Below are 19,239 nucleotides of genomic sequence, written 5' to 3' on the forward strand. Positions count from 1 at the left end.
GAACGACACCTAGGGCGGGCTATTGCTGTTCAACAGCAACCTGCACGACCGCACAGATGGGCTGACGGCAAGTGAGTGTCAGCCCGTCTGTGGTTCTTCGGCGGCGCTAGGGATACCGTTACGCAGCGTCTGCAAATCCACCATAGCGGCCGCGGAAAAACAGCATGGGATCAGTCTGGCGGTGCGCTTCCAGCTTGATCACGCGGCCTAGCACCAGGAAATGATCGCCTGCAGCTGTCACGGATTCCAGTTGGCATTCAATAGAGGCCATCGCGCCTGCAAGTAACGGCAAGCCATGCTCCGATATGCTGAATTCGATACCGGCGAACTTGTCGCCCGGACCTGCAATCTGGCGGCACAGGGCTGTCTGATCGCTGGCGAGGACATTGACGCAGAAATGCCCGGCCATTTCGATCTGCGGCCATGAACTGGAATTTGCAGCAGGAAAGAAGCCGACCAGTGGGGGATCCAGCGAGACGGAACTGAATGATCCGACGACCATCCCGACGGGACTGCCCTGTGCGTTTATCGCGGTGATCACGCACACACCGGTAGGGTAATGGCCAAGCACTTCGCGGAACGTCGCCGCTTCGATACGCATTTCACTCATTGAACCGCAAACTCCATGATCTTTGCGCCCAAACCACGTTGACGCCCAGTCGGCCAACACCATCGGTCCGACAGGATTTCAAGGGTGCGGACTGTGTTGCCCCCTTTCCAAACGTCGCGAACGGGTTGACCTGCGTTAAGATAGGGCAGGCTCGCTTGACCGGGGGTGATGTGCCGAAGCTCGAAGGTTTGGGCGCCCTTTCGGTAGCCCGTTGCAAAATGACAGTCCGCTTCACCAAACCAATCTGTAGGTAGGTTCCTGAAGGGCTTTATCGTGTGCATCGGATGCAGGCATGGTCCCGCAGTTTGGACGGGGCACTGTTTGGCGGCCATGAAAGCGGCCACCGGACACAAGGAGCACCATAAAGATGGCAGCAAATTCACAGTCCGATGTTTTGGCTCTCGATGCTGACAGGCTGTTGGACGAATATCCACTGCCGGAATACTTGCGGGAGAATGTTCGGCCAGGATTGGAGATGCTGCTGGCATCTGCTGCGGAGATGACGGATTTGAACGCCAACGGGCGTGCCCGCCTGTTGTTCGGCATCCATGACGATCTGGGGCGGCTCAAGCAGATTGCCGATGACCGCGCCCGCCATCCCGAAATCGCCGAAGTTGAAATCCGCGAGCCGCTGTTCATTGTCGGCCTGCCGCGATGCGGGACCAGCGTGTTGCACGCGCTGCTCAACGAAGATCCCGATGTGCGTGCGCCGCTGCAATGGGAAATCGCCTATCCATCACCCCCGCCCGAACGCGCGACCGAACGGACCGACCCGCGCATTGCGAAGTATGACGCTTACTTATGGGAGTCATTCGGCGGTGATCCGAAGGAATTGCTCAAGGGCCATCCGCTCGGGGCAATGATTCCGCAGGAGTGCGGATCGTTTATGACCAGTTCGTTCCAGAGCAGCAACGTGTGCATGTTGCAGCGCCTGCCGCGCTTCTATGAATGGTTTCAGGGCGTCGATGCCACGTTCCGGTATGAAGTGCACAAGATGTGGTTGCAGCAACTCAGCTGGAAAAACCCGCGCAAGCACTGGGTGCTGAAGATTCAGGAGCATATGTACAAGATGCGGGAACTGCGTGCAGTCTATCCTGACGCAATCTTCATCCAGCCGCACCGCGACCCTGCGCAAGTCGTCGCCTCGATTTCTCAACTGATGTATGTGATCCGCAGCCCTGCCTATGACGAACCGGGCAAGGACAAGATCGGGCAGGAGTTCCTGAACCTGTGGTCCGACGGGATCGAGGCGATGATGAACTATCGCGACGCCAACCCGGACCTTCCGATCCACGATATGCGCTTCAAGGATCTGATCACCGATCCGGTGGGTACCATCCGCAAGGCCTATGCACAATTCGGCCGCGAATTGAGCGACGAGGGCGCGGCGGGTGTGCTGCAGTGGCTGGCGGAAAACCCCGCCGACAAGCACGGCAAGCGCAGCTACAGCCTTGAAGAATTCGGGCTGGACGAACAGATCGTGCGCAGCCGCTTTGCGCGTTATACCGAGACTTATCGTGACTTCGTCTGAGGTTGCGCCTGAGGCAGATGGGCTGCCGCAGTGGGCCGATTACCTTGGCCTTCTGACCAAGGCTGACAGCGTGCTGGACCTGTTGGCAGACCCTTCCGATCCGCTGGCGCGGCAGGAAGCCTATCGGCTGATGTTCATGGCGCTGGCAGCGGGATTCCAGAGCACTTTCGTCGACCCGGATCACCCGGAGTTCACCTGTGCGGTCAGCAATGTGATGAACAGCGTCGGGGTCAATCCCGACTTCATCTATGGCTCAGCCTCGATCCGCGGCGACGGGGTTTACCGGCTGAGCGGCAAGCGTGGCGGCGGTGTGTTCGTCCTGTTCGACATCAATGCCGGCTCAATCGGTGTGCTCGACACGTTCGGGCCGTCGGTCGGCTTTATTGATCTTGACGAATGTACGCTTGGACCGGACGGCAGCTTTGACATCCTGATCAGCGGCGAGCGACCGGAAGGCCACACCGGCGACTGGGTCAAGCTTGATCCGCGCGCCTGCAACATTGCTGTTCGCCGTGCCTACTACAACTGGGGTGTGGAGGAAGAGGCAAAAATCGCGATAGAGCGCGTGGATCGCCCGATTGGCCCTGTGCGGCTGGACGCGGCGGAAATCGCGCGGCGGCTGACCGCGCTTTCCGGCTTTGTTGAACGGTATGTCACCTTCGCAATGGGTTATGGCGCGCGGCAGCGGGCGCAAGGTGTGGTCAACCGGCTGGAGCATGACGACTGGGCCGGGCGCGGCGGGCTTTCGGGGCAGCACTACTATCAGGGCATCTTTGCGCTTGAACCGGGGCAGGCGATGATCCTTGAAACCGAAGTGCCTGACACGGTGCGGTACTGGAACATCCAGTTGAACGATCCGCTGTGGAATTCCATCGAATGGTTCAACCGGCAAAGCAGCCTGAACGCGGCGCAGGTGACGCTTGATAGTGACGGGCAGTTCCGCGCGGTAATCGCGCTGGAAGATCCGGGCGGACACCTGACCGGATCGCTGATGCTGCGCTGGACGCAGGCGAGCCACGGCCCCGTGCCGAGACTGCGCATTGTCGATGCTGGCAGCGTGCGGGATCATCTTCCCGCCGATACGCCGGTGGTGACGCCGCAGCAACGTCAGGAGGTGTTGCGCAAGCGTCTGCGCGGTTCGCAATGGCGGCACCGTTGGTAGAAGGACAAGCCTGATGGACCTTGGCATTTCCGGGCGGCGGGCACTGATTGCCGGATCGAGCAGCGGGATCGGCGCGGCAATTGCTGCGTCGTTGGCGCGGGAAGGCGTGGACGTGCTGATCCACGGCAGAAACCGCGACAGCGCGCAAGATGTGTGCGAGGGGATCACGGCGGCGGGCGGCAAGGCGGCTGTCTTGTTGGCCTCGCTTGATGATCCCGCCAATGTGGCCGCGCTGGCGCGTGCGGCGTCAGCCACCGGCCCGGTCGATATTCTGATCAACTGCGCGGGCGCAGCGTCGGATTCGCACCGCTGGTTTGATAGCCCGGCCGATGCGTGGCAGCGGCAGTTTCAGACGTCGACGTTCTACGCTGTGCAATTGATTCAGGCTCTGGTGCCTGCGATGCGCGCACGGGGCTGGGGGCGTGTGCTCAACGTCAGCAGCGGTGCGGCCTACCGCGCGATGGTCAACCATCCCGAATATGCGGCAGCCAAGCTGGCGCTTCATTCGATAACGGCGTCGCTCTCAGCCGAACTGGGCGATTGCGGCGTGCTGGTCAACACACTGGTCTCCGGTCCGGTGCTGACGCCTAACACAACCGCGTCGATCAGCAAGAGCGCCGCCGCACATGGCTTTACGGAAACCGGAGCCGCGCTTGAAGCTCGCGTGATTGCCGAAGTGTGGAGAGCCAACATTCCCTTGGCGCGGATGGGCCGGGTACAGGAACTGGCCGATGCCGCGTGCTTCCTCGTTTCGGAACGTGCATCTTATATCACCGGCGCGGCCTTGCGCGTCGATGGGGGATCAGTGGGCGCTATCGCTTGAAATTGCGCTAACGCTGGATCACGATTTTGGCGTGCGGGCTTCCAGCCTGCGCGGCCCACGCCTCATTTGCGCGTTCGAACGGGTAGATGGCGGTATCGACGACCAGCGTGCCATCTGCAGCCATTGCCATCAGGCGTTCGAAGGCAGCGCGGCGTTCGGCGGCCGGGCGTTGTCCGGTGCCCACGCCGATATGGCTGCGGAACACCAGATCGCGCAAGGATAGCGCGACGGTCTGCCCCGCCTGAACGCCAATGCTCATCATCCGCGCGCCGGGACGCGTAGCGCGCATCGCGGCCTCTGCCGGTGGGCCGTAGATCACATCAAGCACCACATCGAAGCCGCCGTTCGACGCGGCTTTCAGCGCCTGTTCGTCATCGCCCGTGCCAAGCTGGACCGTTGCATCGGCCAAACCGCGCGCTTTCAACGCGGCAAGCTTGTCTGCGCTGCGCGCTGCGGCGACGACATGACCTGCGCCCATTATCCGTGCAATCTGCAGTCCGATCTGCCCAACGGGGCCGGTCGCGCCCAGAATCAGGACGTTGTCGCCGGGCTGGATGCGCGCTTCTTCCAGCGGGATGAGTGCGCCCGTGCCCGATATGGCGAGCGCGATAACCTGATCGTCGGCAAGCTGCGCGGGGCAGGGCCAGACTTCGGCATCCGCCACCAGGGTCTGTTCCGCCATTGCTCCGAAGGGGGCAATGCTGTGGCCAAAATAAACCCGGGTGCCGTCCGCCAAGGTGCCAACGCCTTCGCCACCGGGGACATAGGGTGCAGCAACAGGGCCGAAGAAGCCCTTGGCGCGCATCAGGTCGGTCGGGCCGATCCCGGCGGCGGTGACCGTGATCAGGTGCGCTTCGGCGGTGGTTTGCGGCGCGGGGTGTTCGGCCAGCGTGAAGCTGCCATCTGGCGCGATGATTGCGGCCTTCATCGGGCGAAATTCCTTGTTGGCAAGAAAATGGCCGCCCGCGCTGGGGTGCGCGGGCGGCCTGGAAAGCTTGGCCGGATCAGTATGCGCCGGGAGGCGAAATGCCGTCGGCTCCGGTCATGCTGCGACCATAGATTTCGTAACCGATGGTCGGGATGTTCTGGATGTGGCGCGTGGCCATCGAAACATCACGCCAGTACCGGTTGATCGGCTTGTCGAGCGCGAAGGCCGACGAGCCTGCCTGAAACATCAGCGATTCACTGGCACCGTGGACCAGTTCAATCATCTGCGCACCCGCAGCGCGGTGCTGTGCCTTTTCCGCAAGCGTGAACTCCTCGCCCAGACCCACGCGGTCAAGCTTGGCAGTCAGATCGAACAGGATCAGCTTGGCGGTGTTGACCATCGCAGCGGCTTCACCAAGATCGCGCATGTATGCGCCAGATTGCGTGCGCGTGGGGATGAACGTGGTCAGCACCGGCTTCTTGGGTGCTTCGGCGGTGACGATCTCGACCATCGCTTCAACTGCACCGATCAGCTGTGCAATGCCGGTGGTGCGGACCACTGGAACAGCCGGGAGGTAATCGGACGGAGCACCGAAGTGGCGCTTGGTATCGTCGATCTGCCCGGCGCGCTCGCTCATCAACACCATCTGGTCATCGGGGATGAACACATTTTCGGCAATTGCAGTGTCAGATCCTGTGCCCTGCATGCCCGATACGAACCAGCTGTCGACGATGGTCATGGAATCCATCGGCAGGTAGCACATGTTGATGCCCGGAACGACCGGACCATCATAGTCTTCCAGCACAACGCCCTGCTGCGCCCAGGTCGATTGGCGCGAGCCGGACATGTAGGGCCACTTGCCGTTGATGATCCAGCCACCATCGACCTTGCGCGCCTTGCCGGGAGGATTGTAGGCCCCGCATACTGGTTGAGCGCCTTTGCCGAAAACTGCATCCTGCACGCCATCAGGCGCAAGGCTGGTGATCCAGCTGGTGCCGTTGATGATCTGCATGACCCAGCTTACCGCCGGATCGCCCTTGGCAATTTCGATCTGTACCCGGCAGAAATCGGTAGGTGACAAGCCATAGCCGCCGAGCCGCGTGGGCACGAGCAACTGCAACAGGCCATGTTCCTTCAGCGCCTTGTCAACTGCCGGCGTTGGCGCACGGAGCCGTTCACCCTCGGGTGCCTCGCTCTGCAGAAGTGGGCGCAAGCTGCGGGCGAGTTCGACAAATCCGTCCGCGACATCCTTGGGCGCGAATGCGCGCTGGCTATCGACGTTGAGTTTGGCAATGGTAGCCATCAGTTTGTCCTTTCTATCGTAACGGCATGATAGCCGACGGTCTGCAGTGCCCATTGCAGGATGTGCTCGGGCGATTCATTCCAGCTTCTCATCCAATCCGCACTCGCCGGGACGATCAGCGTGCTGAGCTGGAGTCTGACCAGCGATTCGATCAGGATGTCCCGATTGATCGGGCAGCCGGCCTTGTGTTCGATATAGTCCAGCGTCGGTTCCAGCGCTTCGCGCACGGCCGCCTTGTGACGCGGGAAATGGGTACGCAGAAATTCGAGATGGAAGGCAGGCTCCACTTCGAAAATCCGGTCAGGCGAACGCTCGATGGTGAAGTGTGCAAAGAACTGCATCACCGCACGAAAACGGTCCATCGGGTCATCAATGGCTTCGGCCACTTCCAGTATGCCTTGCTCGAAGCTGGAGCAGACATATTCGGAAACCGCAGCCAGCACGTCTTCTTTCGAGGCGAAGTAGCGATACAAGGTGCCGCGTGAAACGCCGCTGGCATCGCTGATGTCGCGCATGGAAAGCCGCCGTGCCCCCAAGGTCTGGATCGCGCGCAAGGTGCCATCCAGAATCTTCTGGACGCTGGCATATTGGTCGCCAACGGCGGTGCCGCCCCATTCACCTTGCGGAAGAAGTTTCACCCGGCTGCCTCCAGTTCTGCAAGATTGTGCGGTACACTGACATAGCCGGGCAGATGCTGCCCGCCGTCTACGTTGATCAGTTCGCCATTCACGAATCGCGACATTTCCGAAGCAAGGAACACCACCACCGGGCCGATATCGTTCTCGGGATCGCCAGCCCGTTTCAGCGGATTGCTGGCGGTGGCCATTTCAAGAAACCCGGGGACGTTCTCTGCCAGATCGGCAAAGACCTGTCCCATGCCCGTGGGTGCAATAGCGTTGGTGCGGATGTTGTAGCGGCCCCATTCAACAGCGGCAGAGCGCGTCAGGCCAAGGATCGCGCCCTTGTTCATGTTGTAATCGCTGTGCAGCCATGCGCCGGTCTGCGCGTCGATCGAATAGAACGTGACGATCGAGCCGCCGCCGCGCGCCTTCATGTGCGGGAATGCGGCGCGCATCGCCCACCAACTGCCGTAAGTCCCGATCTTGAGCGTTTCCTCAAGCATTTCGTCGGTCTTGTGTTCAAGCAGGATGTTGGGTGACAGCGCCGATGCATTGAGCACCAGCGTGTCCAGCCCGCCAAATTCGGCCACAGCCCGGTCGATCATGCCGGTGACCTGATCTTTCACCGCCATATCGGCAGAGATGCCAACCGCGCCCACGCCAAACTCTTCGCGGATTTCAGCGGCGACGCGTTCGGTTGCGGCACCATCGCGGCCGGTGATCAGCAGGTTCGAGCCTTCGCGCGCCATGCGCCGCGAAATGCCATAGCCAAGGCCTTTGGCACCCCCGGTGACGATGGCCACATTGCCCTGCAGCAACCCGGTCATGCGACGTTCTCGCGCAGCGGCTCAATCAGCATTCTGTCCAACTCGGTTCTCTCCTGGCAGCGATCACGCGTCAGCACATAGCCGCGCGTCATGCCTTCATTATCGACAAACAGATATTTGAGGCCCGATTCCCCGTCGTCTGCCAGTTCCCACTGTCCATCGACATTGGCAGGCTTGGGAAGCAGGACAATCGGGTATGTCGTGGTTTTCACCTGCACCGACAGGGTGGGGAAGCGGATGTCCGTCGGCGTGCCCAGCACGCTGGGCGCAATCGCGCGGGCCGCCGCCATGATCGGGGTAACATAGGCGGCAAGGCCATGCGGATACTCCGCGCAATCGCCAATGGCATAGATCGACGGATCGCTGGTGCGGCCAGTCTGGTCAACCTTGATCCCGCGCCCCACGTCCAGCCCGGCATCCCGGGCAAGATCGGTGTTGGGGCGCAGGCCGACTGCGGAGAGGATCACGTCAGCGGCAATTTGCGTGCCATCGTCAAGCGTTCCGCGAAAGCCGCCCTCAGGCAGCTTGTCGAGCGAAACGACCTTGCGGCCAAGGTGCCATTCCACGCCATGTCCGGCCAAAGTCTCACGAACTTTGTCGCCCACTTGCGCCGGGATAAGCTGTGCGAGCGGGTGGCCGAGCATGTCCACCACCACGGGCTTGTAGCCATTGGTGATCAAGTCATTGGCAAATTCCGTGCCGACCAGTCCCGCACCCATGATCAGGACGCGCGCGCCATCGGGCAGTTTTTCGCGGAATTCGCGGTAATGATCGAGCGAATTGACCGCGATCGCCAGATGAGCAGCGTCGCCATCAATCGGCGGGCGGATCGGGTCTGCACCCAGCGCGAGGACAAGCTTGTCGTAGAAGATCGGCCCGCCGGTAGTCAGCAATACCTTGCCGCCGGTATCTATGCCTTCGGCTTCGCGCCCGCACCGCAGATTGAGCTTGAGTTGCGCCGCCATCTTTTCGCCGGGCGTGGTCACCAGCGTATCGGCGACCTTGCCCTTGGCCAGTGCGGTCGAGAGGGCAGGCTTGGAATAGAAGTGCCCGTCGTCATGCGTGACAAGCGTCAGGCGGGCGTCCGGCGCAAGCTTTCGCAGCTCGCGCAGGACGCCATAACCTGCAAGGCCACTTCCCACTACGACGACATGAGGCGCACCAGCGGTCATCGGATTAGAGGAAGATCGCCAGGTTCGACATGCCCAGTGTGGACTGGTCGACGATAATTTCGCGGCGGGCCAGCTTGTAGGCGCTGCCCACCAGACGCCAGATGTCACGGCGTTCGGCGCTCAGCGTCTCGTTGTGCGCAACATCGAAGCGGCTGCGCTCAACGTAGAGATAACTCGACACTTCGTATTCCCCTGCCGTCTCGCATTCGGCAACGCGGGTGTTGGTGACGAAACGCCGCGTGCGCGAGGGCGGGTCTTCGGCCCACGCGCTTTTTGAAAGACGCCCGGTGCGCATCAGGATCGACGCATAGTTGTCGTCGAAATGCATCATCGTGCGCATCACGTCACGGTCCTTGTTCGGGCCGTTGCGTGTCAAGCGGACAGGGGCGGTGTAGAGCAGGTCTGCTTCCAGCATCGCCACCCAATCGTCGAACCGTCGTTCATCAAGAGCGGCGGCTTCGTCATAAAGCGTTTCGAGAAGGCGGTTGTAGATTTCGGAACCTAGCGGCACCCGGTTCGTGGAGACCAGTCCCCGCATCACGCCTGCCTTTTCGACAGCTGCGGTCGCATAATTTACCATGATACGTCCTCTTCCAAGACTGTCAGAAATCAGGCTTCAGCCATCAGGTTGTAATAGGCCATCCACCAGTTCCACTGGGTGTCGTCCTTGGTGAAGCCGGGATAGAGCAGGCCTTCGCCCTTCCAGCCTTCGGGACGTTCGTGTCCGTGCAGCGCCTGATACTTCAGCGTCATGTCGCGGCTGATCGGGCCGCGCGCATTGCGCATGATCTGCGGCCACGTGTCGGCATCATCCTGTTCGATGATCCCCGATGTGCCGGTCTGCTGGATGGAGTTCTGCAGCATGTCGCGCTTGACCTGCTCAGGAGCGTCCTTTTCGGCGAAGATGAAGTTGATGAACTCCACCTTGTCCGGGCCGCGCGGCACATAAGTGTGCAGGGCCAGCGCGCCAGAAGAGCCACCATCCGTGCGTGGCGCAAAGATGAACGCGACCAGGATGTTGGGGAACAGGCCGCCAACCTGCGGCGGGATCGTGGCCAGTTGTTCGACCTGATCGGCCGACAGGTTCTTGAACAGCTGCGGGATCAACTCCTTGGTGATGCCCGGAGGCGGCAGCATCGCAAGCCGTTCCTCGACCGTCTTGCCTTCAAAGCTCATGTCCGAGAACATCTTGAAGGTCTGTGCCGCTTCGAGGCAGCGCAGCGAGTGCCCCTGTTCGCAGCTGACATCGACGCCGTACATGCCGGGCGCGTTATCGTAGATCGATTCAGCCGTGCCGCCCATCACGCCGCCTTCCATCAGCGAGCGATGGAGCGTGAGCGTGTGGAACCCGTCCGAACCCGATTGTTCGCCGGGGATCTTCCAGTTGCAAGGCAGGACGAAGCGCTGCGGGGGGCCGAGCATTTCAAGGCCGGAATCGGTGCGGCAGAACAGCTGGTCGAGGTAGTACTTCATGTCGCCAAGGTATTCGTCGAACGATGGGCCTTCGATGTCCCAAGTGGCGAAGATGAGGCCGCCATAGACCTGCACGCGCGCCTTCCGGAGGCCGAGCTGGTCCTTGCCCAGCTGGTTGCCGTGCATCTGTTCTTTTTCAACCGGCGCGCCAATGAAGCTGCCATCGGGACGGAACGCCCAGCCGTGGTAGATGCAGCGGTGGGCATGGGCGTTGCCGGCTTCGGCCGTGCAAACTTTCATGCCGCGATGCGGGCAGACATTGAGCGAAACGTGGATTTCGTTGTTGCGATCACGGGTCACGATGACCTGATCTTCGCCCATGTCGCGCACCACGAAATCACCGGCCTTCGGGATTTCGGTATCGTGGGCGAGGAGCAGCCACGTCTTGGCGAAAATGCGCTCCATCTCAAGCTTGTAGAGTTCTTCGTCGTTCATCACGCGGAGCATGACTTCGTTCGTGTCACGCTTGACGAGATCATCGAGTGTCGCGCCGTCAGACAGCGTGAAAGTTGCTTTTTGAAGCATGATCCTCTCCATCGAATCTATCGAAAAATTCTGTTGCGACTCTTATACAGGTTGAACGAAATGTGTTCAACCTGTAATTAGTGCCCGGAGAGGAGAAAACCATGTCAAACCGCTTGAAGGTTGTTATCGATAAGCCCGCATGCTGCGGCTACGGCGTCTGCGCCGAAATCTGCCCTGAAGTTTACAAGCTCGACGAAAACGGCATCGTCTATGTCGACGAAGAACTTGTCCCCGAAGGCCTGGAAGAGCGCGCCCGCGAAGGCGCTGATGCCTGCCCGCAGGCAGCGCTTGCCATCGTCGAAGCGTGAAGCTGGTCCGGCTCCGGCAGGCATAGTGCCGCCGGAGCCAAGGCCACTTTCAGCGCACCATCTGCTCTGACAGCACTTGGGTGACACGCTGTGATTCGGGGATCGATGTGATGCCGATGCGGCGATCCAGTTCTTCTTCAAACCAATACAGCGCGCGCTCCTGATACCCGAAGGTCAGGTGCGGAATCGTGCCTTGCGTCAGGGATCGCTGGATAGACCGGAACAGGCACAGATCTTCGGACAAAATGTTGCGCACAATGCCGTTCATGGCCTGCCAGTGCTGCGCGTCGGCTTCGGTGTCGACATCCCAGCCCATCAGACGGACTTCCATGATCGATTTGTCTGGGCCTGCGGGCCAGAAGCTTTGCAGCGAAAAGCCGCCGGGATCGAGCGCGAAGAAGGTGTTGGGGAAGGTCGGGAGTGCAATCGTGCATTCGCTGAACACGTCTGCAACATTGTCCGGCTTGTACAACTGCTGGTCGAAAATCGAATCGCCCTTCTTCTTGCGCGTGGCAAACCGCATGTGGCCGTTGGCGAACAGCGCGATCACGAAGCTTTGCGAATTGAGATAGGGGGCGAGCGTCTTGGCGTGCACAGTCGCGACGTGATAGATTTCAAGGAAGTTGTGCAGCGCCAGCTTCCAGTTGCAATCCATTTCCACAAGCAGGCGATCTTTGACCACCATGTTCTCGATCGGATAGCCTTCCTTCTGCGCCGATTGCGGGGCCAGAAAATCATCAAGCGGTTCGGCAGCTTCATCGAAATTAATGAAGATCATGCCCCGGTTGATCTCGCACCGGACTGACTTGAGGCCGTTGTCTGCCTTGTTCAGACAGGTGAAATCATGCAGGTCGGGGACGGATTTAAGCTCACCTTCCAGCGAATACCCCCATGCGTGATAGGGGCATACGAACCGCATCGCCTTGCCCTTCTGTTCGAGCAGCAGCGCCGATCCGCGATGACGGCATGAATTGTGAAAGGCCCTGATCGCGCCGTCCTTGGCGCGCGAAATGATGACGGATTGATCCAGCTGCTGGAACAGGAAGTAAGACCCGGCTTCGGGCAGTTCCGAAATATGGCCTGCCAATAACCAGTTCTTCATCCACAACCCGTCATGCTCCAGCTGCGCGAAACCGGGATCGGTATAGCGGCTTGACGGGACAGGCGGCAGATAGGGGAAGTCAGCCGGGTGTTCCGAGCGCACAAGCTGCGCTTCCATCGTCCGGTGTAAAAGGTCCAAGGCGTCCGTTTGCATCGCACTTCTCCTGGGAAAACGGGGGTCAGGCGTCTGCCATCTTTGAGGCGGAAGGATCATCAGGGGTCACCGCGCCGAAGCAGCTTTGGGCAAGGAAGCTGCAGCTGTATTCCCGCACTTCGGTGAACTTCCCGTCGCGCAGTTTGAACACGAAATGATAGGCGTTGTTGTACCGCCGACCGTTGAGCATCTCCATGTCGGTTTCGGCTTCAACGGCAACCCGATCGCCTTCTGCGGTCATTTCCAGAACTGTCAGCTGGATCGGCGATTTCAGCACGGTCGACATTGTGGTCGGCACCTTGGAGAACTGCTCCCGGTTCCAGTTGTAGAGCAGCCATTCGGGCTGGCGTGCCATCGTCATGAAGTTGAAATCGTCGGCGGTGGTTGCCAGGATTGCCGCTTCGTCGCCGCGATTGACCGCTTCGAACCAACTGCGCACGACGGCCTTGTTTTCCTCGATGCCCATTGCTCTCATCCCTTGTTCCCGCCGTTTGCCGGCAGCGGTTTGTTATGTGCGGGCCTGTAGCCCTGCTTTTGCAGCAGGATGGACAGCGATTCGAAATTCTCGCCTATCCAAAGGGGGGCGTTGCGCCGGCCAACTTACGGTTTGCTGGCTGTGCGACATTATGGTCGCAGCGCAACGGTCAGATCGCCATGAGAGCGGTCGGGTCCGGGAGAAACAAGGTCATGCCCACTACATCCGGGTCCAATGTTTCGGCGGTTTATGATGTGCCGCAAAGTGGTGGCATGGATTGCCGTGTTGCGGGGCGCATGGTGCTGCCGCAGGCAACGGTAGAGGTGCACCACTATCGCTTCACCGGGCCGCAAGGCGGCGTGTTCCGCTCCGGTCGGGGGTTCCTCGATCTTGCCTTGTCCCGCCGCCCTGGCGCGCCGCAAGGGCAATACACGGCCTCTCCCGGGAAGGGGCCGCAGCCGATGGGTGACATCATCTGCATACCGGCAGGGCAGGATCTGGAAACCTGCTGGGGCGAGGGTGAGCAAATGTCGATCTGCTGCGGGTTTGATGCGCTGGTCGGCGGCGCGGATGATCTGATGGAGAATTGCCACAGCCTTGATGCCTCGCTTGACGTACGCAGCCCGCATGTGCGTGACGCGCTGGTGCGTCTGTCGCGCGAGATTGCCTGTCCCGACTTCGGCAGCGTGCTGCTGGCCGAAGCGCTGCTTGCGCAAGCAGGGGTGGAACTATACCGCTATTTCAAGCGCAGCGGGCGTGAAAGCGGGGGCGGAGAGAGTGTTTCCCGCCTTGGCGCTGCCCAGATGCGCCGGATTGAAGAGGCCATCGAGCAACCGGGAAAGCTGCCCGGCGTGGCTGAACTTGCCTTGCTGTGCGATGTCAGTACGCGGCACTTTTTCCGGCTTTTTCAGGCCACGACCGGGCAGACACTTGCCACGTTTGCTGCCGAACGCCGCATCGCGCGGGCCAAGGCTCTGCTGGTGCAGTCTCGCCCGCCGATCAAGGAGATTGCGTGGCTGTGCGGGTTCGAAACGCCCGCCGCATTTTCGGCAGCCTTCCGCAAGGCTGCCGGGGTAACACCCAAGGCCTTTCGGCAGGCGGTCTGGCAATGAAGCGGCTGCGCGGCAGTCCGGCGATAGCAATGGCTTTGTCGAGCGCACGATCGCGCTTGGCTGCCCGACCCGGGATCAGCCAGACTGACCCGGTCTAAAAACAAGAGGAGAGGCTGCTTTGGCCACGAATGTATTCGACCTTTCCGGTAAGGTTGCATTGGTTACAGGTGCCAATTCAGGCCTCGGCTTTGCCTTTGCGCGCGGCCTTGCAAAAGCCGGTGCCGATATCGTGATCTGGGGCCGCCGCGCCGACAAGAACGAGGAAGCCGCTGAAAAGCTGCGTGCCTTGGGTGTGCGCGTGATGACCGATAGTGTCGACGTGCGCGATGACGCGGCGATTGACGCCGGGGTCAACCGCGCGGTGGCAGAGCTTGGCCGGATCGACATTGCGGTGGCCAACGCCGGAATCGCCACGCAGGTGCCGTTCGTCGACATGACCCGCACCACCTATCGCGAACTGATCGACGTCAACCTTGATGGCGCGGTATTCACGCTGCGCGCCGTGGCCAAGCACATGGTGGACCGCGCAGCAGCCGGAGATCCCGGGGGGTCGCTGATCATCTGTGGCAGCGGTTCCATCGCGCAGGGCGTGCCCACCCTGGCGCACTACGGTATCGCCAAGGGCGGGCTTAATTCACTGGCCAAAGCGCTGGCGGCGGAACTGGGGCCGCACGGCATCCGCTGCAACGTGATCGCGCCAGGCTTCATCGAGACCGAGATGACCTTTGCCGATCCCGATGTCGGCGCGATGATGGCGGCGGGCGTTTCGGCGCGCGTGCCGCTTGGCCGCATCGGCCAACCCGAGGATATTGAAGGCGCGGCGGTCTACCTCGCCAGCGATGCGGCACGCTATCACACCGGCGATACGCTGGTGATCGATGGTGGCAAGCTGTTCGCCAACTGAAACCGAAAGGACCGCCATCATGTTTGCACGCCCGAACAGCCAGCACAGCCAGGTGGCCTATGTCACCAATGATCTCGATGCCGCGATCGAGGCATTTCGCCGCGAATACGATTCGCCGGGGTTCTATGTCTTCACCAATGCCAATTCCGGTTCGGATGAAAATGGCGAGCAACTACGGATCGCGCTGGCCCGCGTGGGCGGGGTGGAGATCGAACTGATCGAACCGATTGGCGATACCGCGCCGCTGTTCAGCGACGTGCTGCCGGGCGGGGATGACCTTGCGATCCGCTTCCACCACGTCTGCTTCCGGGTCGATGGCCCGCTTGAAAACTGGGATGCGCACGTCGCGTCACTGGACTTCGAGCGCCACCCGATCGTGTTTCAGGGCGCCTTGGGTGAGATGATGCGGTTCATCTACACCGACGAGCGTCGGACGCTGGGGCACTATGTTGAGCACGTGTGGCTGTCGCCGGAAATATACGCCCAGATCCTTGGCGCAACGCCGACGTACCCGCCTGCAAACGCCTGAATTGCCGGAGATTTTCCTTGCCCCATCCCATCGAACTGCCCCCTGTCGAACTGACCGTGGACGTAACTGCGGCTATTGCCATCGGCATGCCCGCGCATACCGCCGTGACGGTTTTCCTGCCGGACGACGGTGCGCTGGCCAACCCGCCGGTGGTGTGCTTCGCGTTTCCGGGCGGCGGCTATAACCGGCGCTATTACAGCTTCGACATGCCGGACGGACAGGGCGGGGGCGAGGCGGGATACCACACCGCGCGCGGGTGGATCTTCGTCGCCTGCGATCACCTCGGTTTCGGCGATTCAACCATTCCACCGGACGACCTGCTCGATCTCGATGTGATCGCGGCGGGCAACGATGCGACCGTTCGGCACGTGATGGAGCGGATCGCGGCGGGTACGCTGACTGATGGTCTGCCGCCCATCGCCAATGCCACCTGCCTTGGCATCGGCCAGTCGATGGGCGGTTGCTTCGCCGTGGTGGCGCAGGGCAATCATGAGACGTTCGACGGCGTGGGCGTGCTGGGCTACAGCGGGATTCACACCGTGGTGCCAACGCGGCCCGGCCAGCCCGAAGCCGCATGGCCGTGGGTTTCGCGCCGAAGCAAACCGGGCGCGCCCAAGATCTACAATCTTGCCCAACTGGCCGCATCCACCGGCCCGCAACTGGGTGATGCAGCGGCGTTGCAGGCTGCGGCGCAAGCGGGCGAACACCCCTTCCAGTGGTCTTTCCATTATGACGATCAGCCTGCCGACATTGTGTCGCTCGATATGAAGGCCTCGGCCGGGCTGGCCGATCCCTTGCCCGAATGGCGCTCTGCCACCACACCGGCCTGCGGCATAACTATGGTTGCGCCGGGCGCGGTGGCGCTGGAAGCGGCATCGATCCGCGTCCCGGTGTTCATCGGCGTGGGTGAGCGCGATGTGGTTCCCGATCCCTGGGCCGAACCCAAGGCGTTCAAGAGCGCGACCGACATCCAACTCTACGTCTGCCCGCGCATGGCGCACATGCACAACTTTGCCCACACCCGCACGCAGTTCTGGGCGCGGATTCACAACTGGGGTGAGGGCGTGGCGGCGCAGCGGGCGCTGGCGGGTTAGCCCTTCACGCCCGCAAACATCGCGTAGGATGGATCACCTCGGTCCCTCCGTCCGCCAAAAGCGCCCACCAGCGGCGGGCCTGCATCCACGACCTCGTCGACGTCCTGCACATATTCGCGGTGGTCGATGGCCCAGCGGCCTTCGCGGCGCGACCAGCGGTCGAGGTAGCGACCCAGCGCGTTGCCTTGCCGCAGCACGCCATCCTGTTCGAAGCGCAGCGTGGCGTGGACATAGGCTTCGCTGGCGGCGTGGTCTCCATCCAGCACGATCAGGATATTGGTGACGCGGTGCATGTGCGCGATCATCTGCGCGTGGGTGCTGCAGACCCAATCGATGAAGTCGCGGCCTGTGCCTTCGAACATCGTGCCGTAGCGGGCGGTGCCTTCGGGGTGCCACACGGCGTAGCCCAGGTCGCGGTCGATTCGGTCCATCGCGCGGGCATAGTTGGACAGTTGCTGCGCGATGGCGAGTTTGTCGGCTGTTTCGGTGTGTTCCATTCATCGCTCCCCTGTTTGAAGCGAGCATGACCGCGCACCCGCCGCCGCTCTCCTGACCAGCGACAGGTGCGATGCATCGGCATCGGACGCCCTCTGCCTGCAACGACATCACCAAGGGAGAGCGGCATGGATCTGGGAATTGCAGGAAAGACCGCGCTGGTCACCGGCGGCACGCATGGCATCGGCCGCGCGATTGCCGAAGAACTTGGGCGCAATGGGTGCCACGTGGTGGTGGTTGCGCGCGGGCAGGCGGGGATCGATGAGACAATCGCTGCGATCTGCGATGCAGGCGGCAAGGCGGGCGGGGTCAGCGCCGATCTGACACAGATGGACAGCTATCCGCGCATGGTGGCAGAGGCCACTGCGCTGTTCGACGCGCCCGACATCGCGATCTTCTCACCCGTAGGCCCGCCATCAGGCCGGTTTCAGGACATGGCCGACGAGGATTTCCAGACGACCTTCGACAATGTGGTCAAGGCGTTCGCCCACTTCGCGCGCGCGGTGACGCCCGCAATGAAGGAGCGCAAATGGGGCCGTATCGTCACGGTCGGATCGGGTCACGGCCGATTGCCGGGCCGCCGCGCGACGCTCGGCTTCGACTACGTTCTGGCCAACACATTGCGTCCGTCCGCGCTCGGCCTCAGCCGTAGCCTCGCTGACGAGCTGGCCGAGTTCGGCATTACCGTGAATACGGTGCCCCCCGGCTTTATCGATACCGGCGCGCAGTATGAGGCGTTTTTCCGCGAGTGCGCCAAGGCGGTAAATCAGACATACGAGCAGTTCATGGCCGGGCTGATCGATCGCATTCCTATGAAGCGGTTCGGCAATCCCGATGAAGTGGCGAGCCTTTGCGCGTTCCTGTGCTCGGCCCGTGCCAGCTATATCACCGGCCAGTACATGCTCGTCGATGGCGGACGCATGGAGATATATTACTGACGAAAGCCGCTCCCCCGCCAGCGCGGGGGAGCAATGTTGGGTTTCTATTAGCCCTGCGCCTTCGCCGCCGCCACGAGCTGGAACAGCCCACCGTAATAATACATCAGCTTTTCCATCGAGAGGTCGCGGTACGGGGTCATCGGGGCGAGTGAATCAACCACGTCCCAGTAAGGCTCCAGCTGTTCAAGCACTTCCTCGACCGGGCCGCAGGCGCAGAAGGCCAGCACCATTTCGTCGGGCACATTGTGTGCCACCGATGAAACATCCCCGTGATCGCCCAGCGCCAGCTGGCACGCGCGCGCCTGATCGCCGAAGCCCTGTTTTTCGAAGAACGGTTCGTACTGCTTGTAGCCCGAATAGGCGGCAACCGTGGCGCGGGCGTCGTTGATCGCTTCCTGTTTGTCGGGATTTATCGCGATCCACGGCCAGGCGTTGATCTCGATGTCCTCGCGCTTGCGGCCATGCTTGATCAGCGCGGCATCGATCACCGGCTTCTGAACCTTGGACGTGAATTCGGCCGACCACAGCGCATGAACCATCAGCCCATCGCCGATTTCTATGGCGAGGTCGGTCATCTTTTCCTGGAGCGCGGCGATCCAGATGGGGATACGTTCGCGCACCGGCGGCGCCGTAACCATCATCTCCTCGAAGTCCGCCTTGAAATACTGGCCGTCATAAGGATCAAGGCCCTTGTGTGCGTTGGCGATGATATAGCGCACCACGTCAACCGTTTCGCGCAAGTGGCCGAGCGGCTTGGCCTTTGGCATGCCGTACATGCCCTCGACCGCCGATGGAATGCTGCTGCCAAGGCCCAGCACAAAGCGGCCCCCGCTGATCCGGTCAACGTCCATCGCCGCAAACGCGGTTTCCACCGGGCTGCGTGTGCCCGCAATCGCGATGCCGGTGCCAAGCTTGAGCGTTTCGGTGACGGCGGCGGAGGCGGCGAGCGGCACGAACGGAGGGCCGTAAATCTGCAGTACGAACACGCCTTCAAAGCCGAGCGCTTCCATCGAACGCGACGTTTCGGTCAGTTGCGCGGCAGGCAGCACCGGCATCGTGCCCCAGAAACGGCGCGGGCCGCCGACGGCGTTGGTCTTTGACATGGAGTTTGGCCTTCAAGTGGAGCGACGGCGCAAGTTGCCGGTCCGCACGAAC

Annotated in this window: 21 protein-coding genes; 9 read left to right on the plus strand and 12 right to left on the minus strand. The window is 61.6% G+C overall.

Going from position 1 to position 19,239, the window contains the following annotated elements; translation table 11 throughout:
* Positions 1-118: 118 nt before the first annotated feature.
* Positions 119-610: a flavin reductase family protein gene (locus Q8R81_RS02685; RefSeq protein WP_305615897.1), complete on the minus strand. Its 492-nt coding sequence runs from the start codon at positions 608-610 to the stop codon at positions 119-121.
* Between the two features lie 367 nt (positions 611-977).
* Here Q8R81_RS02685 and Q8R81_RS02690 point away from each other — a divergent pair, with 367 nt between their 5' ends.
* From Q8R81_RS02690 to Q8R81_RS02700, 3 genes are read left to right on the plus strand one after another with little or no spacing between them, the layout of a single operon-like run.
* Positions 978-2,141 (plus strand): sulfotransferase, encoded by a 1,164-nt coding sequence (locus Q8R81_RS02690; RefSeq protein ID WP_305615898.1) that lies wholly within the window; start codon positions 978-980, stop codon positions 2,139-2,141.
* Entirely contained in the window at positions 2,128-3,303 is a 1,176-nt protein-coding gene (locus Q8R81_RS02695; RefSeq protein ID WP_305615899.1) for a hypothetical protein, read from the plus strand. The genes Q8R81_RS02690 and Q8R81_RS02695 overlap by 14 nt, the downstream gene beginning before the upstream one ends.
* A 13-nt stretch (positions 3,304-3,316) precedes the next feature.
* The gene (locus tag Q8R81_RS02700; RefSeq protein WP_305615900.1) at positions 3,317-4,126 is read left to right on the plus strand and encodes an SDR family NAD(P)-dependent oxidoreductase; all 810 of its coding nucleotides are present in this window, start codon (positions 3,317-3,319) and stop codon (positions 4,124-4,126) included.
* Positions 4,127-4,133: 7 nt separating this feature from the next.
* Here Q8R81_RS02700 and Q8R81_RS02705 read toward each other — a convergent pair whose 3' ends face one another.
* From Q8R81_RS02705 to Q8R81_RS02735, 7 genes are all read right to left on the minus strand, one after another.
* On the minus strand, positions 4,134-5,054 hold the full coding sequence (locus Q8R81_RS02705; RefSeq protein ID WP_305615901.1) for a zinc-binding dehydrogenase: 921 nt from the start codon (positions 5,052-5,054) through the stop codon (positions 4,134-4,136).
* Between the two features lie 76 nt (positions 5,055-5,130).
* Positions 5,131-6,357: an acyl-CoA dehydrogenase family protein gene (locus Q8R81_RS02710; protein ID WP_305615902.1), complete on the minus strand. Its 1,227-nt coding sequence runs from the start codon at positions 6,355-6,357 to the stop codon at positions 5,131-5,133.
* Positions 6,357-6,995 (minus strand): TetR/AcrR family transcriptional regulator, encoded by a 639-nt coding sequence (locus Q8R81_RS02715; RefSeq protein ID WP_305615903.1) that lies wholly within the window; start codon positions 6,993-6,995, stop codon positions 6,357-6,359. Before Q8R81_RS02715 ends, Q8R81_RS02710 begins: the two co-directional genes overlap by 1 nt.
* A complete protein-coding gene (locus Q8R81_RS02720; protein ID WP_305615904.1) occupies positions 6,992-7,804 on the minus strand; it encodes an SDR family NAD(P)-dependent oxidoreductase in 813 nt (270 codons plus the stop codon). Before Q8R81_RS02720 ends, Q8R81_RS02715 begins: the two co-directional genes overlap by 4 nt.
* Positions 7,801-8,976 (minus strand): NAD(P)/FAD-dependent oxidoreductase, encoded by a 1,176-nt coding sequence (locus tag Q8R81_RS02725; protein ID WP_305615905.1) that lies wholly within the window; start codon positions 8,974-8,976, stop codon positions 7,801-7,803. Before Q8R81_RS02725 ends, Q8R81_RS02720 begins: the two co-directional genes overlap by 4 nt.
* 4 nt (positions 8,977-8,980) lie before the next feature.
* The gene (locus Q8R81_RS02730; protein WP_305615906.1) at positions 8,981-9,556 is read right to left on the minus strand and encodes a 3-phenylpropionate/cinnamic acid dioxygenase subunit beta; all 576 of its coding nucleotides are present in this window, start codon (positions 9,554-9,556) and stop codon (positions 8,981-8,983) included.
* 29 nt (positions 9,557-9,585) lie between these two features.
* Positions 9,586-10,974, minus strand: a complete 1,389-nt coding sequence (locus Q8R81_RS02735; protein ID WP_305615907.1) for an aromatic ring-hydroxylating dioxygenase subunit alpha — start codon at positions 10,972-10,974, stop codon at positions 9,586-9,588.
* A 101-nt stretch (positions 10,975-11,075) separates the two neighbouring features.
* On the opposite strand from Q8R81_RS02735, the gene Q8R81_RS02740 reads away from it, so the two are divergent.
* Positions 11,076-11,282 carry a ferredoxin gene (locus Q8R81_RS02740; protein WP_305615908.1) on the plus strand — a complete coding sequence of 69 codons (207 nt, stop codon included), beginning with the start codon at positions 11,076-11,078 and terminating at the stop codon, positions 11,280-11,282.
* A 49-nt stretch (positions 11,283-11,331) separates the two neighbouring features.
* Here the strand turns inward: Q8R81_RS02740 and Q8R81_RS02745 are convergent, their stop codons facing one another.
* Positions 11,332-12,501 carry an aromatic ring-hydroxylating dioxygenase subunit alpha gene (locus Q8R81_RS02745; RefSeq protein ID WP_305615909.1) on the minus strand — a complete coding sequence of 390 codons (1,170 nt, stop codon included), beginning with the start codon at positions 12,499-12,501 and terminating at the stop codon, positions 11,332-11,334.
* Positions 12,502-12,562: 61 nt separating this feature from the next.
* The gene (locus tag Q8R81_RS02750) at positions 12,563-13,012 is read right to left on the minus strand and encodes a nuclear transport factor 2 family protein (RefSeq protein WP_305615910.1); all 450 of its coding nucleotides are present in this window, start codon (positions 13,010-13,012) and stop codon (positions 12,563-12,565) included.
* A gap of 212 nt (positions 13,013-13,224) precedes the next feature.
* Between Q8R81_RS02750 and Q8R81_RS02755 the strand changes: the two genes are divergently transcribed.
* The 4 genes from Q8R81_RS02755 to Q8R81_RS02770 all read left to right on the plus strand — a co-directional run bounded on the left by Q8R81_RS02755 (position 13,225) and on the right by Q8R81_RS02770 (position 16,651).
* Positions 13,225-14,124 (plus strand): AraC family transcriptional regulator, encoded by a 900-nt coding sequence (locus Q8R81_RS02755; RefSeq protein ID WP_305615911.1) that lies wholly within the window; start codon positions 13,225-13,227, stop codon positions 14,122-14,124.
* A 118-nt stretch (positions 14,125-14,242) separates the two neighbouring features.
* On the plus strand, positions 14,243-15,028 hold the full coding sequence (locus Q8R81_RS02760) for an SDR family NAD(P)-dependent oxidoreductase (RefSeq protein WP_305615912.1): 786 nt from the start codon (positions 14,243-14,245) through the stop codon (positions 15,026-15,028).
* A gap of 19 nt (positions 15,029-15,047) precedes the next feature.
* Positions 15,048-15,557, plus strand: coding sequence for a VOC family protein (locus Q8R81_RS02765; protein ID WP_305615913.1), 510 nt, complete (start codon positions 15,048-15,050; stop codon positions 15,555-15,557).
* A gap of 17 nt (positions 15,558-15,574) precedes the next feature.
* Positions 15,575-16,651: an alpha/beta hydrolase gene (locus Q8R81_RS02770; protein WP_305615914.1), complete on the plus strand. Its 1,077-nt coding sequence runs from the start codon at positions 15,575-15,577 to the stop codon at positions 16,649-16,651.
* On the opposite strand, the gene Q8R81_RS02775 is transcribed toward Q8R81_RS02770, so the two are convergent.
* The gene (locus Q8R81_RS02775) at positions 16,648-17,148 is read right to left on the minus strand and encodes a nuclear transport factor 2 family protein (RefSeq protein ID WP_305615915.1); all 501 of its coding nucleotides are present in this window, start codon (positions 17,146-17,148) and stop codon (positions 16,648-16,650) included. The genes Q8R81_RS02770 and Q8R81_RS02775 overlap by 4 nt on opposite strands.
* 126 nt (positions 17,149-17,274) lie before the next feature.
* Here Q8R81_RS02775 and Q8R81_RS02780 point away from each other — a divergent pair, with 126 nt between their 5' ends.
* Positions 17,275-18,084 (plus strand): SDR family oxidoreductase, encoded by an 810-nt coding sequence (locus tag Q8R81_RS02780; RefSeq protein WP_305615916.1) that lies wholly within the window; start codon positions 17,275-17,277, stop codon positions 18,082-18,084.
* A 47-nt stretch (positions 18,085-18,131) separates the two neighbouring features.
* Here the strand turns inward: Q8R81_RS02780 and Q8R81_RS02785 are convergent, their stop codons facing one another.
* Positions 18,132-19,187: an LLM class flavin-dependent oxidoreductase gene (locus tag Q8R81_RS02785; protein ID WP_305615917.1), complete on the minus strand. Its 1,056-nt coding sequence runs from the start codon at positions 19,185-19,187 to the stop codon at positions 18,132-18,134.
* Between the last annotated feature and the right edge of the window lie 52 nt (positions 19,188-19,239).

The sequence above is a fragment of the Novosphingobium sp. genome, from assembly GCF_030696665.1.
GTDB lineage: Bacteria > Pseudomonadota > Alphaproteobacteria > Sphingomonadales > Sphingomonadaceae > Novosphingobium.